Raw genomic sequence first — 14,394 nt, forward strand, 5'->3', positions numbered from 1 at the left:
AAGCCATTGTGTTCAATGAAAACAGCCTTGGCGGCGTTGACATGCATGCTAATGGCGGCCTGAAGGGCAAACAAACGATGGATTTTGCGGAAAACTGATTAGAGGAACTTATCGATCATGCTGAAACACTGGCCACCCCTCAGCTCGTTGCGCGGCTTCGAAGCCGCCGCAAGGCTGGGCAGTTTTCACAAGGCCGCCGAGGAACTGAGCCTCACGCAATCGGCCATCAGCCAGCAGATCCGCAGCCTTGAGGCGTACCTGGAACAGCCGCTGTTTTTCCGCAGCGGGCGCAGTGTCAGCCTGACCGACGCCGGCCACGATCTGCTCAGCACCACCCAGGCCATGCTGCAGCAACTGTCGGTGGGCATCCGGCGGCTGGGGCAGTACCAGAAACCCAATCAACTGGTGCTCAACACCACGCCGGCGTTTGCCCGGCACTGGTTGCTGCCACGGCTGGGGGATTTCCGCCGTCAGCATCCGAAGGTGGATCTGTGGATTTTCAGCACCGATGAAGTGCCGGACATGGCGACCCAGACCATCGATCTGGCGGTGCGCGACGACATCAGTTCGCAGGCTGAATGCAGCTTCAAGGTGCTGCATGCCGACCGCCTCTACCCCGCGTGTCATCCGAGCTTGTTAAGCGTGCCGAGCGCGCAGCGGACCACGCTGCACGGCGAGCGGGAAATGGACTGGAGCCATTGGGCGGTGGAGTCGGGAATCGATGTCGGCCAGCAGGATCAAGGTTTGAATTTCTCTGATCCCGGCTTGCTGCTGGATGCGGCGTGTTCAGGTCTGGGGATTGCGCTGGTCAGTCAGCTGCTCAGCCGGCAGGCGCAACAAAACGGGCTGTTGCAGCCACTGGTGGAGCAAACCATTCGCGGCCCGAACTGGGCGATGCTGACGCACCGCGACAGCGAGAACGACCCGATGGCGCGATGCTTCAGTCAATGGCTGACAACTCAGCTGGCAGAACCCGATCCGCAGGTTCAGACCGCCGTGAAATGACCTGCGCCGAGCCGGCCTTCCAGTCGACCGAACAGTACGTAATGCTGATAACCGCTGGTGAACGCACCCGTGGAAATCGCATTCCTGACGTCCTGATTCATATGCAGGTATTGCGCTTCGTCGAAGTTCTCGGCACTGACTTCGCCATTGCGCCCAAGCTTGTCGCTCTCGACCGGCGCCCCCATGATAGTGCGCCGCTGGAAATCGATGATCCGGTTGACGGCGTGACTTTCCAGCGGTCCCCGATTGGAGTGTGCCGAGTAGATGTGCAATCCGTTGTTCGCGCAGCGATTGCACATGTCGATGCAGTTCGACTGGGTGGACTTGCGTTCGGTCAGTTGCGCCAGCGGCATGTCCAGGTATTTGCCGACCTGATATTCGGTCTGATTGAAAATCGAACAACACAGGATGGTGTTGCCATTGCAGTCGAGCACCAGCCAGTCATCCTTGAGCGTGCAGGCCTGCTGAGGGTACTGGCGGACCAGATTGACCAGATCGTCGTAGGGTGGCAGCGCGAGTCGCTGCAGGGTCTCGCGATCAGTATCGGTCACCGACGGGTCGCGCTCGATCAGCGCCAGCGTCTTCTCCAGCGGCATCATCACTGAATAGCCGGTCGAGAACTGGAAGCCCAGGCTCTGGCTGAATTCGCGCATCAGCCCTTCTTCTTCCATGTTGTCCAGGTAGCGGTGGTAATAGACCTCGATCCGCGTGTTCAAGCCATGTTGCTGCTTGAGCTCATGCAGTTTGATCATGTTGGCCTTGACGACTTCAATATCGCCGCCCACGTGTCCCTGTTCGTACGTCTGCTGATAAAACCCGGACAGCGAGATACGGAAGAACCATGGATTGGCGAGCATCGCCGTCTCCATGTTTTTCGCCAGATTCAGGTTGGAACTGATACCGCTGCGCAGACCGGCCGCGTTGATGATTTCGACAAACTCGCCGATTCGCGGGTGGATCAACGGCTCGGTCCAGTTATACAGAAAAATCGCCTCGACCCCTTCGCTGCGGGCCTTCTCGACGATCTTCCTGAACATGTCAACTTGCATGGCTTTCTTGAAGTTGACGTTTTCCGAGTTACCCATCGGACACGAAGGGCAGCTCAAATTGCACGCGCCGACAATATCGATGTACATATTCATTGCGAGTGACGCTCCTGGGGTGAATAGCGGTGCATCCAGACTGTCGACTTTTGTGATTGCCGTTATTCGCTATTTTTTTGACAGTCCGAGAGCGCCGCCAGCAAGTTCCGCGCCATTGGCATGCGTGGCCATCAATTCCACGATCCAATCGATAAATACCCGCAGCTTTTGGCTGATATGCCGGTTCGGCGGGTACGCAACGTACAGCGGCATCGGTTCAAGCGCCCAACCCTCGAACAGCGCCACCAACTCACCGCGGGCCTCGTGCACCGCCGACATGTAGCGCGGCAGCCAGAGCACACCCAGACCGGCAAGGCCTGCGGCCAGATAGGCGTTGCCATCATCGACTGCCAGAACATGCCGGCCCTTGATCAGCAGGTTCTCCGTGGCATTGCGCAAGGTATAAGGCACTGGCCTGCCAGTGCGCGCCCAAAGGAAACCGACCACCCGATGATGGCTGTCTTCCAGCTCCCGGGGATGCATCGGGGTGCCGGCGCGGGCCAGGTAACTCGGCGCGGCGTACACGCCAAGTTGAAGATCCGCCACCTTCCGGGCCATCAGCGACTGATCCCGCAGCTCGCCGCCACGGATAACGCAATCGACGTTTTCATCGATGATGTCGACGATCCGGTCGCTGACGCCCATGTCGATCTGGATCTCCGGGTAGCGCGCGTAAAACTCGGGCAGCGCCGGCACCAGAATCAGATTGGCCAGGGGGCTGGGTACGTCGACCCGCAAGCGCCCCTTGGGCTGGGCCGCAGCGCCGGGAAGGCTGGTCTCGGCGTCGTCCATGTCCGCCAGCAACTTGATCACCCGCTCGTAATAGGCCGCGCCGTCCGCCGTGGCGTTGACCTTGCGCGTGGTGCGATTGAGCAACTTCACTCGCAGCCGCGCCTCCAGTTGCTGGACGAGCTGGGTCACGGTGGTCTTGCTCATGTGCAACGTCTCGGCGGCTTTGGTGAAACTCCCCGCCTCCACCACCCGGGCGAAGGCTTGCATCGCGTCAAAACGGTCCATACACCACCTCTGTTAGCGGCTCGATTGTTTGGGATTTGCAAACAGTGAACGCCAAGGTTGCGCGTTTATCACGCCGAGGCAAGTCCCTAAAGTTTCTCCATCGCAGGTTTTCAACTCATTGAAGGAGACTCCCCATGACTAATGTTCAGCCAAAACGCGACGTGGTTTTCCCGCCCGGACGCCATGCGCTTTACGAGCGCAACCGTTATTCCCCGGCGGTTCGTTCCAACGGTTTTCTGTTTGTCTCAGGCCAGGTCGGCAGCCTTGAGGACGGCTCGCCGGAGCCGGATCTGCAACAACAGGTGCGACTGGCCTTCACCAATCTCAATGCGATCCTCGGCGCGGCCGGCGGCAGTTTCGATGACGTGGTGGACGTGACGGTATTCATGGTCGACCCGCAATCGACCTTCGAAACCATCTGGGAAGTGGTGCCCGAGTTCTGGGGCGAGGCGCCGCATCCGACCATTACGGCGGTCGGCGTGACGTGGCTGTATGGGTTTCAGTTCGAGATCAAGGTGATTGCCAGGTTGCCGGAGGAGACACGGGCGTAGGCTTGCGGCAATTGCTCACAATCCGTGTTCAACGGCTTCACTGAAGCGCTCTTGATGCCGTTTCCGCGATCAATATTCTGTCCTCATGTTGTTTTTGCCCCGGACAGAAAAGAGCGCAAGCCATGCCCAGCCCGAGAACGCTGTACCAGAAGCACATCGACAGTCACACCGTCTGCACCCTCGACGATCAGGGCCACGTGCTGCTTTACATCGACCGCCAGGTCGCCAACGAATACACCAGCCCGCAAGCCTTCAGCGGCCTGCGCGAGGCCGGGCGCACGGTGTGGCGGCCTGCGGCGACGCTGGCGGTGGTCGATCATGTGAACCCCACCGCACCGAAACGCATCGCGACCATGCCCGACGCCGGGGGTGCGCGCCAGGTGTCGTACTTCGAAGAAAACTGCCGCGACTTCGGCATCGAGCTGTTCGATGTGCTGGACAAGCGCCAGGGCATCGAACACGTCGTGGCGCCGGAACAAGGCTTCATTTTGCCGGGCATGGTGGTCGCGGCCGGTGACAGCCACACCACCACTTACGGCGCACTGGGCGCCTTCGGTTTCGGTATCGGCACTTCGGAAATCGAACACCTGCTGGCGACGCAGACTTTGGTCTACAAACGCCTGCAAACCCTGCGGGTGACGGTCAACGGTGAGCTGGGCGCAGGTGTTACGTCCAAGGACATCATCATGGCGCTGATCGAGAAGATCGGTGCGTCTGGTGCCACCGGTTACGCCATCGAATTCACTGGGCCGGCCATCAGCGCCCTCAGCGTCGAGGCGCGCATGACCATCTGCAACATGGCCGTCGAGGCCGGCGCCCGGGGTGCGTTCATGGCGCCGGACGACAAGGTGTTCGCCTACCTGCAACACAAGCCGCGTGCGCCCAAGGGCAAGGTCTGGGAGCAGGCCGTCGAACGCTGGAAAACCCTGCACAGCGACGAGGGCGCGGTGTTTGATCGCGAAGTCATCCTCGATGTCGCCGCGCTGGAGCCGATGGTGACCTGGGGCACCAGCCCTGATCAGGCCGCGCCGATCAAAGGGCACGTGCCGGACCCGGCCACCCAGCCCGATCCGATCCTGCGTCAGGGCCTGCAGCGCGCCCTCGACTACATGGGCCTGACACCCGGCATGCCATTGAACGAAGTGACGATCAGCCATGCCTTCATCGGTTCCTGCACCAATGCGCGGATCGAAGATTTGCGTGAGGTCGCCCGGGTGGTGCGCGGCAAGCGTGTGGCGGCCCACGTGCGGGCGATGATCGTTCCCGGCTCAACCCTGGTGCGCAATCAGGCCGAGGACGAAGGCCTGGCGCAGATTTTTCTCGACGCCGGTTTCGAGTGGCGGCAATCGGGCTGCTCGATGTGTCTGGCGATGAACGACGACGTGCTCGCGCCGGGTGATCGCTGTGCGTCGAGCACCAATCGCAACTTCGAAGGCCGTCAGGGCGCCGGTGCGCGCACCCACCTGATGAGCCCGGCGATGGTCGCCGCCGCCGCCATCAGCGGCCATTTGACTGACGTGCGCACCGTCGCGCTGGAGGCTTGAACCATGCAACCTTTCGACACCGTCAGCGGCAGCGCCGCGCCGTTTCTTGCATCCAACATCGACACCGACGTGATCATGCCCAAGCAGTTTCTCAAGGGCATCGATCGTCAGGGGCTGGATCGCGGGCTGTTCTTCGATCTGCGCTTTCTCGCTTCGGGCGAACCCAACCCTGAATTCGTGCTCAACCAACCGGCTTGGCAGGACGCGGCGTTTCTGGTGACCGGCCCCAACTTCGGCTGCGGTTCGAGCCGCGAACACGCGGTGTGGGGCTTGAAGCAAGTCGGCATCCGGGCCTTGATCGGCACCACGTTCGCCGGGATTTTCTACGACAACTGCCAGCGCAATGGCGTGCTGGCGATTCAGCTGGGCGACGCGCAGTTCAAGCGCGTGGCCGAGGCGATCAGCGTCCCGGAAACCGCGCGAATCAGCGTGAACCTGGCACAGCAAACCATCGAGCTGGCGGACGGCACGCTGATCAGCTTCGAGATCGATCAGTTGCGCAAACAATCGCTGCTGCTGGGACTGGACGCCATCGGCACCACGCTGCAACGCACCGAGCAGATCCGCGCCTTCGAGACACGGCATCTGGCGGACAATCCCTGGCTGGGTTGATGGCAAAAAAAAACGGGCGGTTCATTGAACCGCCCGTTTTCATTCCACGGACAAATCGCGGAAGTACTCCTCCAGAAACTCCACGCACACCCGCAATTTCGCCGACTCGCTGAGCCGGGTCGGATAGACCGCCCAGACGTTGGCGCTCTGGGTGTAGCCGTCCAGCACCTGCACCAGCCTGCCCTGCTCGAGCATCGGTTTGACGTCCCACATCGAGCGCAACAGAATCCCGCCGCCGCTCAAGGCCCACTCCAGCACAATCTCGCCGCTGTTGGAGGACAACGGGCCATTCACTCGCACCGTTTCTTCCTGGCCGTCCTTGCTCAGGGTCCAGATGCCGAACGCATTGTTACGCTCCTTGAGCACCAGACAATCGTGGTCTTTCAGGTCTTCAAGGGATTGCGGCGTGCCCCGGCGTTCGAGGTATTCCGGCGTGGCGCACAGCACGCGCCGGTTGCTCACCAGTTTGCGCGCCAGATGCTGGCCCGGCAGGTCATCGCCGACGAGAATTTCCAGGTCGAAGCCCTCGCCCACCAGATCGACCACCCGGTCGAACACGTCTAGCCGGATGTCGAGTTTCGGGCACGCGCGGGACAACTGGCTGATCGCCGGCGCCACATGATTGCGGCCGAAACCGAAGCTGCTGCAAATGTGCAGCGACCCCGCCGGCTGGTGCCGGGCCTGGGAAATCTCGCCGAGAAACTGATCGAAATCCCCCAGCAGTTTCTCCGCCCAGATCCGCACCCGCTCGCCATCGTCGGTCAGCGCAATGCGCCGTGTGGTGCGGTGCAGCAGCTTGGTCGCCAGCGTGGTTTCCAGCACCGAGATGCGCTTGCTGACGTAGGCCGGTGAGAAGCCCAACTCGTCGGCGGCGCTGGCAAAGCTGTTCTTGCGGATGACGGTGAGGAACACCTTAAGGTCTTCGGGCAAGGGAAATTGGTCACGATTCGTGTTCATGGACAATATATTTCCGCTGATAGCATGCAGTTTGCGCAGAATACCACCGAGGCTTTCATTGCTGGTTTGTGCCGCCGACCTGAATGCCATCAAAAAACTCGAACTCGCTCCATGGCGCTGCATCCAACGTTTAACCCAACGGAGGTCAGTGCCATGAACAACGACAGCAAAGCCCCAGCCACGGATACGTCCGGCAAACCGGTCGATGTGGTGAAACGCGATCTTGAGGACCCGGACGACAAGACCCGCGGCGTGGATGAGGTCATCACGCCCTCGTCGACCCGCACCAAGGAGCAGGACGCTGAGGAGTTGCAACGCAAGGTCGACGAAATCGAACGCAAGGTTGCAGACGGCAACTGATCGGTTCATCGAGGCAGGTCTTTGCCAGGTTTTCGGGCTACAGCGGTCGCGCCGGTTTTCTTGGCAATCGCTGAAAAGCCCGAAAAACCTGACCGGCGATACCGTCCGGGAAATAAGTAGCTGTTTTCCCTGAAATTTATTGGTTTCAGGGGTTCACAGATCGCAAGAGCGCTGGTAAAGTGCCGCCCACTGTTGCAGAGGTCCTCCCGGGACTGAAACCAATAGCTACAGGGGCGTCGCCAAGCGGTAAGGCAGCAGGTTTTGATCCTGCCATGCGTTGGTTCGAATCCAGCCGCCCCTGCCATTTTCTTCCTCGTTTCACCCTCCTCCGTTTCACCTCTGCCTCAACGGCAAATCACTTCTTTGAATTCAACGTAATCGCCGAACGCACCAGCGTTTTCAGAGCTTTTGCATCTATTTTGTCGTCTTCGTGAATATCAATCGCCCGCCGGGTATTGCCCTCCAGGCTGGCGTTGAACAGTCCTGACGGATCCTCCAGCGCCGCGCCTTTGGCGAAGGTCATTTTCACCACGGCCTTGTAGGTTTCCCCGGTGCAGATGATGCCGTTGTGCGACCAGACCGGAACGCCGCGCCACTTCCACTCTTCGACGACCTCCGGGTCCGCTTCATGAATGATCGCGCGGATCTCGGCCAGCTTCTGGCCGCGCCAGTCGTTCAATTCCTTGATTCTTGCGTCGATCAGCACAGAGGGATTCTCGGTCGCCGCGTCGCTGCTGTCCTTCTTCATATCCTTGTACTCCCGAAAACCTTTTCCGCTATCCAGCGTAGCGCCGGCTGCGCCAAACGCCGGGCAAAAAAAGCCCCGCAAGGTGCGGGGCAAAGGAATTGGTTGGTTGCGGCCAACCAAAGGAGCATCGTCAAAAGCGTTAACCGTCAGGCGTTACAGGCACTCCTGGGCAGCCCGTTCAAAACTCGACGGCATGAAACTCGACGCCAGCAAGTGGCGCTCATACAAAAACACCTTGCCGCCGTCCTGCGCCTTGTAGGCTTCCAGAACGTTGTCCGCCGCCACCTTGCTTGGCACCACGATCCGGTAGCTGCGCTGGGTCTGCGACACTGTCGGATTCAGCGCACTGCCCTGCAGTTTCGGCACCACGCATTCGGCGTACTGGGCGGGCGTCTTGTGCGTCTGCAAGGTCAGCGTCGGATCGTTCGGCGCAGAGGCGCAAGCGGTCAGCAGCAAAGTGGCAGAAGCCATGGCAGGGATAAAAAAGGTACGCATGGATAAAATCCTGAAAATAAACGGTTCGGTTCTTCGGCAACGTTCAGTGTCACGGGCACTGCCGTTGCCGTTTTTGATTTGGGTGTTCAGCCTGCACTCACCAGGGCTTTGAGCGAGTCATCGAACTGCTTCAAGGCACTCAGTTGCAGATCGCGTTGCTGTTCGATCCCTGCAGCGATTTCGGGCGCTGCCTTGTTGTGTACCCACACCGACGGCAGTTGCTTCTCCACCGCGCCCTCGGCCTTGCCGATGTATTGCAGGTTGGCGTTATAGAAGCGTGCGGCGAACCGCGCTTCGACCTGGCTGTTGCGTTGGGTCAGCAGACGGTTGTGGGTGTCGAGCATCACCACCACGTCCGGATGAGCCTGTACCAGCGCATCAAGGCTGTCGTAGACGGTCACCGAGAGAAACTGTTGTTGCAGCGAACTCATCAGCCAGTCGATGGCCAGCTCCGGGTCGGAGCTGTCGACGAAGGCGTCACGGATCCGCGCATCGAGCGCATTCCTGGCTCCGTTCACCGCCACGTCGTGGTAACGCTCGAGGTATTGCAGGTTGTCCAGGGTGTTTTCGCTGTACAGCACACCGACGGTTTGCGAGTGCTGCAACGCGGCGCTGCTGGCGGCGACGGGCAGAAAATGGCACGACTTGGCGTCGTCTGCATAAGCCGGGGCTACGGTAGCGGCCACCCCGCCCATCAGCAGGGCGACTACAGCCAGTCGGTTCAAAGTCTTCATCGCGCAATTCCTTCAGCGGTGTGTTCGATGGAGGCGATTTTCCGCCCATCGGTGCCAAAGCAGAACTTGCGTTTCTTGATGGTCACTATTACTTGAACCAATAGTTGCGCGGCGTGCAGACTGCGGCACACTCAATCACAACGAAAACAGATGAGGATTACCCGTGCGAACCTTTGATCTGATCCGCGATGCGGTCGTGCCCGAATTCCGCGACCGCGTGGCGGAATACCTTGTCGAATACGAAACGGTCCTGGGCCAGAACGTTGCCGACTCCGAATCAGTGCGGGCCGTCGCCTATCAGCTGCGCGGCTATTTGCGCGGCCTGAACACCACGCGCGTTTTGGGCATGGCGGACTGGGAAGAACTCGACCGGCGCGTGCTTAACACTTGGCTAGCGCCCGCTCGATGACACGCTAGACTCTTCAGGCTGCGCCCGCAGCGCCAGACCTGGAGGTGTCCCATGAGCAATAACACCGAACCCACGACATTCACCGGCTGGGCCGCCACCTCGGCCTGCGCGCCGCTGGAGCGCTTCAGTTACGACCCTGGCCCGCTGGGGGATGAGGAAGTCGAAGTCGCCGTGGAATATTGCGGCGTCTGCCACTCCGACCAGTCACTGATCGACAACGACTGGGGCATCAGCCAATACCCGTTCATTCCCGGCCATGAAGTGGTCGGCCGCATCGTGCGCACAGGCCCGCAGGTACGTGGTCTGGAGGTCGGTCAGCGCGTGGGGATCGGCTGGTACAAGGGCAGTTGCATGCATTGCTCGTCCTGCATCGGCGGTTCCCATCACCTTTGCGCCACCGCCAAACCGACGATCATCGGCAGCCATGGCGGTTTCGCCGATCGACTGCGCACTCACTGGGCCTGGGCGCTGAAGCTTCCGGACAACCTCGACCCGGCCCTCGCCGGCCCGCTGTTCTGCGCCGGCTCCACGGTCTTCAATCCGCTGGTGGAATTCGACATCAAGCCGACCGACCGGGTCGGCGTGGTGGGCATCGGCGGCCTCGGGCACCTGGCGCTGCGTTTTCTCAATGCCTGGGGATGCGACGTTACCGCGTTCACCTCTTCCCTGAGCAAACAGGACGAAGCCAAGCGCCTCGGCGCCCACAAGGTCGTCGCCTCCACCGACAGCGAAGCGCTGAAAGCGATGGCCGGCACCCTCGACTTTCTGCTGATCACCGCCAACGCCAACCTCGACTGGACGGCCATGCTCGCCACCCTGCGCGGCAAGGGCAGGTTGCACTTCGTCGGCATCGTGCCCGACGCGATTCCGGTACACGTGTTCAACCTCATTCCTCAACAGAAATCCCTGTCAGCCTCCCCGGTCGGCTCGCCCGCCACGGCAACGACCATGCTGGAATTCTGCGCGCGGCATCAGATCCTGCCGCAGGTAGAGGAATTTCCGATGAGCAAGGTCAATGAGGCTGTTGATCATCTGCGCAGCGGCAAGGCGCGGTACCGGATTGTGTTGAACGCCAGCAAATGAAGGATTGGCGCGCCGGTTGCATCGGCGCGCCAATCATTTCATATAGAACCCAATTGAATTAATAAATAAACAATCAGTATTTATCGTTATAAAAATCTCGGCGTACTCTCACCTCATCCCGTCATTGAACACAGTGAAGTGCGCCATGAAACCGACTGACAACCTGATCGACTTCGCCGTCTACCGCAAACGCCGCCACGCCCAGCAACAGGCCCGGCTGATGTGGGAAATGTATGCGCGCAATGCCGGTTATCAGGCTTACCAGTGGGTGCAGGCCGCTCGTTCCGGCGAGACGCGTCAAGCGTGAACGCGCGTGAACCCTCGCGCTTTCTGGCGAGCGCCGATGAACCTGTGCTGGACCTGAACAACCTTGATTCCCTGGAAGAAGACCCAATCTGTGAACGTGTCGCGCAGAACCTGCAACGTCTGCGCGGCAAGCGGCACCTGTCGCTCGATGCCCTCGCCCGCCAGTGCGGCGTGAGTCGGGCGATGCTGGCGCAGATCGAGTCCGGGCGCAGCGTGCCGTCGATCAAGGTGCTGTGCAAAATCGCCAAGGGTTTGAAGGTGTCGGTGGCGGCGTTTCTCGAACATCGCGCGTTCGAAGGCGTGGCCGTGTTGTCGGCGAGCCAGAGCAAGCGGCTGGTCAGCGCCAGCGGTGCCTTTGTCAGCCGCGCGCTATTTCCCTTTGATGTGGCGCGCCAGTCGGAATTCTACGAACTGCGCCTGAGCCCGCTGGGCGAGGATCAATCCGAGGGCCACGGCCCGGGCGTGCAGGAAAACCTGGTGGTGGCTCAGGGCGTGCTGGAGATCAGCGTCAACGACGAGCGTTATCTGCTGTCGACAGGCGACTCGATCCTGTTTTACGCCGACCAGCCCCACCGCTACCGCAACCCCGCCGACAGTGAAGCGGTGGCGTATCTGGTGGTGACCTACCCCGAACGCCTGGACTGACAGACAGACAACAAAAAGCCCGACCGGGAATTTCCCGGTCGGGCTTTTTCATGCCTGAAGACTTAGCAGGTGCAGCACATCATCGGCATGCCGTTGCAGCTCATCATCATCGGCATGCTGCAGTCGTTCATCATTTTCATCATCAGGGCGCAGCAGTTCTTCATCATGTCCATGTTCATGCCCGGCATCGGCATGATTTTGCACATCATGCAGTCGGCCATCATGGTGCATTCCATCACGCACTTCATCGAAGGCATCGGCATGCCCATCATCGGCATCGGCATCATCATGTTCATCATCGGCATGGCCATGGCCGCCGGGGACATGCACATCATGCTCATGTTGCCGCAATGCATCATCATCGGCATGCCGCAGTCCATCATCATCTGCATCATTTGCGCGCTGTTCTTGAACATGGCCATGTCCATGCCAGCGGCCGGCATCATCTTGCACATCATGCCGTCGTCCATCATGTCGCAGCTCATGGTCGCCATCATCATGGGCATGCCAGTCATCGGCATCATCGGCATGTTGGCGTTCATCGGCATTTGCATCTGCATGGCGTTCATCATGGTGTAGCTCCCTGAGGATTAAGAACTGGATGAGAAGTTGATGGAGCGGATTCTAAGGATTGAAAAATCCGCAACAAGCTGTCCATCGAGCAGCAAAAACTGCTGTTCAAACGCTTCAAGTGCAGCATTCCGTGCGACTTGAACCGTTGCAGCAGCAGAGTAGACGCAATGACAGATCCGGCAAATGCGGGAGCAGGTTTTTGAATGCAATAGATATGCGATCAAACACCAAGCAAATAACTTAAAGAAATAATCGTTCTAACCAGCAGGCAATATTTTCACTGTGCTTGCTTATTCCATTAGTTCAGCGGCGATCCACTTTTTAATCTTTTATTGCTATTAACCGTCCCCTCTATAATTCGGGACAGTTCTTAACAATAAGGAAGTTCCATGCCGCAACGTTTACTACTGGCTGCACTGTTCCTGGCGGTCGCCGGGTGTGCCAGCCCTCCTCCGGTTTCCGTGCATACCAAGGATCCCGTCAGTTCGACTCTGCAAGGCGATGCCACGCGGCCGGCGCAGGCGCAGTGGGTGCGCACCGAGTTGTATTTCTCGGTGGGGCCGCTGGAAGGCAAGGAAGGTGTGGTGAGCCCGGCGCGCTGGCGCGAGTTTCTCGATCAGGAAGTGACGACGCGGTTCCCGGACGGGTTCAGCGTGTTGGATGCGTATGGGCAGTGGAAAGACCATGACGCGAAAGTACCCGAGCGGCTGGCGACCAAGGTGATTGTGATCCTGCACGAGAGCAGCGCGAAACGTGAGAGTGACATTGAGGCGATTCGTTTGGCTTACAAGCGGATTACGGGGGATTTGTCGGTGCTGCGGTTGTCGCAGCCGGCGGTGGTGTCCTTCTGATCCGAGGTCTTTTGCAGAGTCTGCCGAGGTGTCGACACCAGGCGGCTCAACCCGGCCAGCAACAACCCGCCAACCACCAAAACCCCAATCCCCAGTAACGCCCCCAACCCCACCACTGTCACGCTGGAATACAGCATGTAAACGCACAAGCCAGAAAACAGCAGCGGCAAAACCGGATAAAACGGCACCCTGACCGGCCGGGGGATCTCGGGGAAACGCCGCCGCAGAATGATCAACGCCAGACTGCTCAGACTCAGAAACAACCAATACACCGGCGTCAGATACTCAACCATGGTGTTGAAACCGCTCTGGGTAAAACTGCCAAACAACACCAGCAACAACGCGACCGCCCCCTCCGCCAGCAACGCCTTGCGCGGCACGCCGTCGCGTTCGTCCCATTCGCCGAAACGGCGCAGTTGCGGCACATCGCGGGCGGCGGCGTAGGTGGTGCGGGCGCCGACCAGCAAGGTCGAGTTGATGGTGGCGATGGCCGCGATGCCGACCATCAGCAAAATCAGCAGCACGCCCGGAGCACCGAAGGCGCGGTTCAACAGTTCCACCGCCGGCGCGTTGCTCGCCGCCAGGCCTTCGAATCCCAGCCCTTGGACAAACGCCCAGTTCAGCGCCAGATAGATCGCCATCAGCACCGTCAGCGCACCGAGCATGGCAATGAAAATGCCGCGTCGACCGTCGCGCACTTCGGCCGACAACGTCGCCGCATCACTCCAGCCGCCGAAGGCCAGAAACACGAAGATCATCGCCGCAGAAAACCCCGCCGCACCGTTGTGTTCGGGCACCACCGGATCGCTGGGCAGCGTTGGTTCGATCCCTTGCCACGCCAGCCAGACCCCGGCGCTGGCGATGCTCAGAAACCCGAGAGCAAGCAGCCCGACCAACACAGTCTGAGTAATGAAACCGATGTGCTTGCCCGTCAGATTCAACAGCACCAACGCGGCAATGATCGCACCGGCAAACACTCCCGATCCGTAATGCCCCAACGGCACGACCGCATTGAAGTAGTCGGCAAACATGAACGCCGACAACGCGATCCACCCGGTGTGCATCACCGAGAATCGCGACCAGGCAAACAGGAAACCCATGCGCTCGCCGTAAGCGGTGCGCAGGAAATGATAGTCACCGCCCGGATGCGGGAACGCGGTGGCCATCTCGGCAAAGCACAAGGCCCCGGCCATCGACGCCAATCCGCCGAGCACCCAGACCCAATAGAAATGTTCCGGCCCGACGTTCAAGGCAACGGTCGGCGCGGTTTTGAGAATATCGGTGGTGATGACCATGCCCAGCGTGATCAGCAATGCCTGGAACACCGGCAGGTGCCGCTTGGGGCCATTGGTTTGAGTCATG

At 60.0% G+C, this 14,394-nt stretch carries 18 protein-coding genes and 1 tRNA gene; 11 read left to right on the top strand and 8 right to left on the bottom strand.

Annotation, left to right across the window (positions count from 1 at the left end):
- Positions 1-117 precede the first annotated feature (117 nt).
- Positions 118-1,005 (top strand): LysR substrate-binding domain-containing protein, encoded by an 888-nt coding sequence (locus BMZ46_RS21420; protein ID WP_039773090.1) that lies wholly within the window; start codon positions 118-120, stop codon positions 1,003-1,005.
- On the opposite strand, the gene BMZ46_RS21425 is transcribed toward BMZ46_RS21420, so the two are convergent.
- Together BMZ46_RS21425 and BMZ46_RS21430 are read right to left on the bottom strand one after the other, a co-directional pair.
- Positions 987-2,147, bottom strand: a complete 1,161-nt coding sequence (locus BMZ46_RS21425; RefSeq protein WP_074690795.1) for a radical SAM protein — start codon at positions 2,145-2,147, stop codon at positions 987-989. The two genes, BMZ46_RS21420 and BMZ46_RS21425, sit on opposite strands and share 19 nt — an antisense overlap.
- Positions 2,148-2,216: 69 nt before the next feature.
- Positions 2,217-3,164 carry a LysR family transcriptional regulator gene (locus BMZ46_RS21430; protein ID WP_039773086.1) on the bottom strand — a complete coding sequence of 316 codons (948 nt, stop codon included), beginning with the start codon at positions 3,162-3,164 and terminating at the stop codon, positions 2,217-2,219.
- Positions 3,165-3,298: 134 nt separating this feature from the next.
- Between BMZ46_RS21430 and BMZ46_RS21435 the strand changes: the two genes are divergently transcribed.
- From BMZ46_RS21435 to leuD, 3 genes are all read left to right on the top strand, one after another.
- Complete coding sequence (locus BMZ46_RS21435; protein WP_074690794.1) at positions 3,299-3,715, top strand: RidA family protein; 417 nt, start codon at positions 3,299-3,301, stop codon at positions 3,713-3,715.
- Positions 3,716-3,837: 122 nt separating this feature from the next.
- Positions 3,838-5,259, top strand: a complete 1,422-nt coding sequence (leuC, locus tag BMZ46_RS21440) for a 3-isopropylmalate dehydratase large subunit (protein ID WP_074690793.1) — start codon at positions 3,838-3,840, stop codon at positions 5,257-5,259.
- A 3-nt stretch (positions 5,260-5,262) separates the two neighbouring features.
- The gene (gene leuD / locus BMZ46_RS21445; RefSeq protein ID WP_074690792.1) at positions 5,263-5,871 is read left to right on the top strand and encodes a 3-isopropylmalate dehydratase small subunit; all 609 of its coding nucleotides are present in this window, start codon (positions 5,263-5,265) and stop codon (positions 5,869-5,871) included.
- 39 nt (positions 5,872-5,910) lie between these two features.
- On the opposite strand, the gene BMZ46_RS21450 is transcribed toward leuD, so the two are convergent.
- Complete coding sequence (locus BMZ46_RS21450) at positions 5,911-6,828, bottom strand: LysR substrate-binding domain-containing protein (protein ID WP_039773187.1); 918 nt, start codon at positions 6,826-6,828, stop codon at positions 5,911-5,913.
- A gap of 153 nt (positions 6,829-6,981) precedes the next feature.
- On the opposite strand from BMZ46_RS21450, the gene BMZ46_RS21455 reads away from it, so the two are divergent.
- Entirely contained in the window at positions 6,982-7,188 is a 207-nt protein-coding gene (locus BMZ46_RS21455; RefSeq protein WP_039773079.1) for a hypothetical protein, read from the top strand.
- 229 nt (positions 7,189-7,417) lie between these two features.
- A tRNA-Gln gene (locus BMZ46_RS21460) sits at positions 7,418-7,492 on the top strand.
- A gap of 51 nt (positions 7,493-7,543) precedes the next feature.
- Here BMZ46_RS21460 and BMZ46_RS21465 read toward each other — a convergent pair.
- From BMZ46_RS21465 to BMZ46_RS21475, 3 genes are all read right to left on the bottom strand, one after another.
- The gene (locus BMZ46_RS21465) at positions 7,544-7,936 is read right to left on the bottom strand and encodes a DUF1801 domain-containing protein (protein ID WP_074690791.1); all 393 of its coding nucleotides are present in this window, start codon (positions 7,934-7,936) and stop codon (positions 7,544-7,546) included.
- Positions 7,937-8,089: 153 nt separating this feature from the next.
- Positions 8,090-8,431: a YajG family lipoprotein gene (locus tag BMZ46_RS21470; RefSeq protein WP_074690790.1), complete on the bottom strand. Its 342-nt coding sequence runs from the start codon at positions 8,429-8,431 to the stop codon at positions 8,090-8,092.
- An 86-nt stretch (positions 8,432-8,517) separates the two neighbouring features.
- Entirely contained in the window at positions 8,518-9,165 is a 648-nt protein-coding gene (locus BMZ46_RS21475) for a hypothetical protein (RefSeq protein WP_039773075.1), read from the bottom strand.
- A gap of 163 nt (positions 9,166-9,328) precedes the next feature.
- Here BMZ46_RS21475 and BMZ46_RS21480 point away from each other — a divergent pair, with 163 nt between their 5' ends.
- The 4 genes from BMZ46_RS21480 to BMZ46_RS21490 all read left to right on the top strand — a co-directional run bounded on the left by BMZ46_RS21480 (position 9,329) and on the right by BMZ46_RS21490 (position 11,608).
- Positions 9,329-9,574 carry a hypothetical protein gene (locus BMZ46_RS21480; RefSeq protein WP_039773074.1) on the top strand — a complete coding sequence of 82 codons (246 nt, stop codon included), beginning with the start codon at positions 9,329-9,331 and terminating at the stop codon, positions 9,572-9,574.
- Positions 9,575-9,625: 51 nt separating this feature from the next.
- A complete protein-coding gene (locus BMZ46_RS21485) occupies positions 9,626-10,657 on the top strand; it encodes an NADPH-dependent aldehyde reductase Ahr (RefSeq protein ID WP_074690789.1) in 1,032 nt (343 codons plus the stop codon).
- A gap of 145 nt (positions 10,658-10,802) precedes the next feature.
- On the top strand, positions 10,803-10,964 hold the full coding sequence (locus BMZ46_RS29390) for a hypothetical protein (RefSeq protein WP_166673434.1): 162 nt from the start codon (positions 10,803-10,805) through the stop codon (positions 10,962-10,964).
- Between the two features lie 53 nt (positions 10,965-11,017).
- Entirely contained in the window at positions 11,018-11,608 is a 591-nt protein-coding gene (locus tag BMZ46_RS21490) for a helix-turn-helix domain-containing protein (protein WP_162130482.1), read from the top strand.
- 62 nt (positions 11,609-11,670) lie between these two features.
- Here the strand turns inward: BMZ46_RS21490 and BMZ46_RS29605 are convergent, their stop codons facing one another.
- Positions 11,671-12,180, bottom strand: a complete 510-nt coding sequence (locus tag BMZ46_RS29605) for a hypothetical protein (RefSeq protein ID WP_074690788.1) — start codon at positions 12,178-12,180, stop codon at positions 11,671-11,673.
- Positions 12,181-12,570: 390 nt separating this feature from the next.
- On the opposite strand from BMZ46_RS29605, the gene BMZ46_RS21500 reads away from it, so the two are divergent.
- A complete protein-coding gene (locus BMZ46_RS21500; RefSeq protein ID WP_074690787.1) occupies positions 12,571-13,032 on the top strand; it encodes a DUF3574 domain-containing protein in 462 nt (153 codons plus the stop codon).
- Here the strand turns inward: BMZ46_RS21500 and BMZ46_RS21505 are convergent.
- The gene (locus BMZ46_RS21505) at positions 12,966-14,393 is read right to left on the bottom strand and encodes an APC family permease (RefSeq protein WP_254778446.1); all 1,428 of its coding nucleotides are present in this window, start codon (positions 14,391-14,393) and stop codon (positions 12,966-12,968) included. The two genes, BMZ46_RS21500 and BMZ46_RS21505, sit on opposite strands and share 67 nt — an antisense overlap.
- Between the last annotated feature and the right edge of the window lies 1 nt (position 14,394).

It is taken from the genome of Pseudomonas sp. NFIX49 (assembly GCF_900115915.1).
In the GTDB taxonomy this organism is placed as follows: Bacteria; Pseudomonadota; Gammaproteobacteria; order Pseudomonadales; family Pseudomonadaceae; genus Aquipseudomonas; species Aquipseudomonas pharyngis.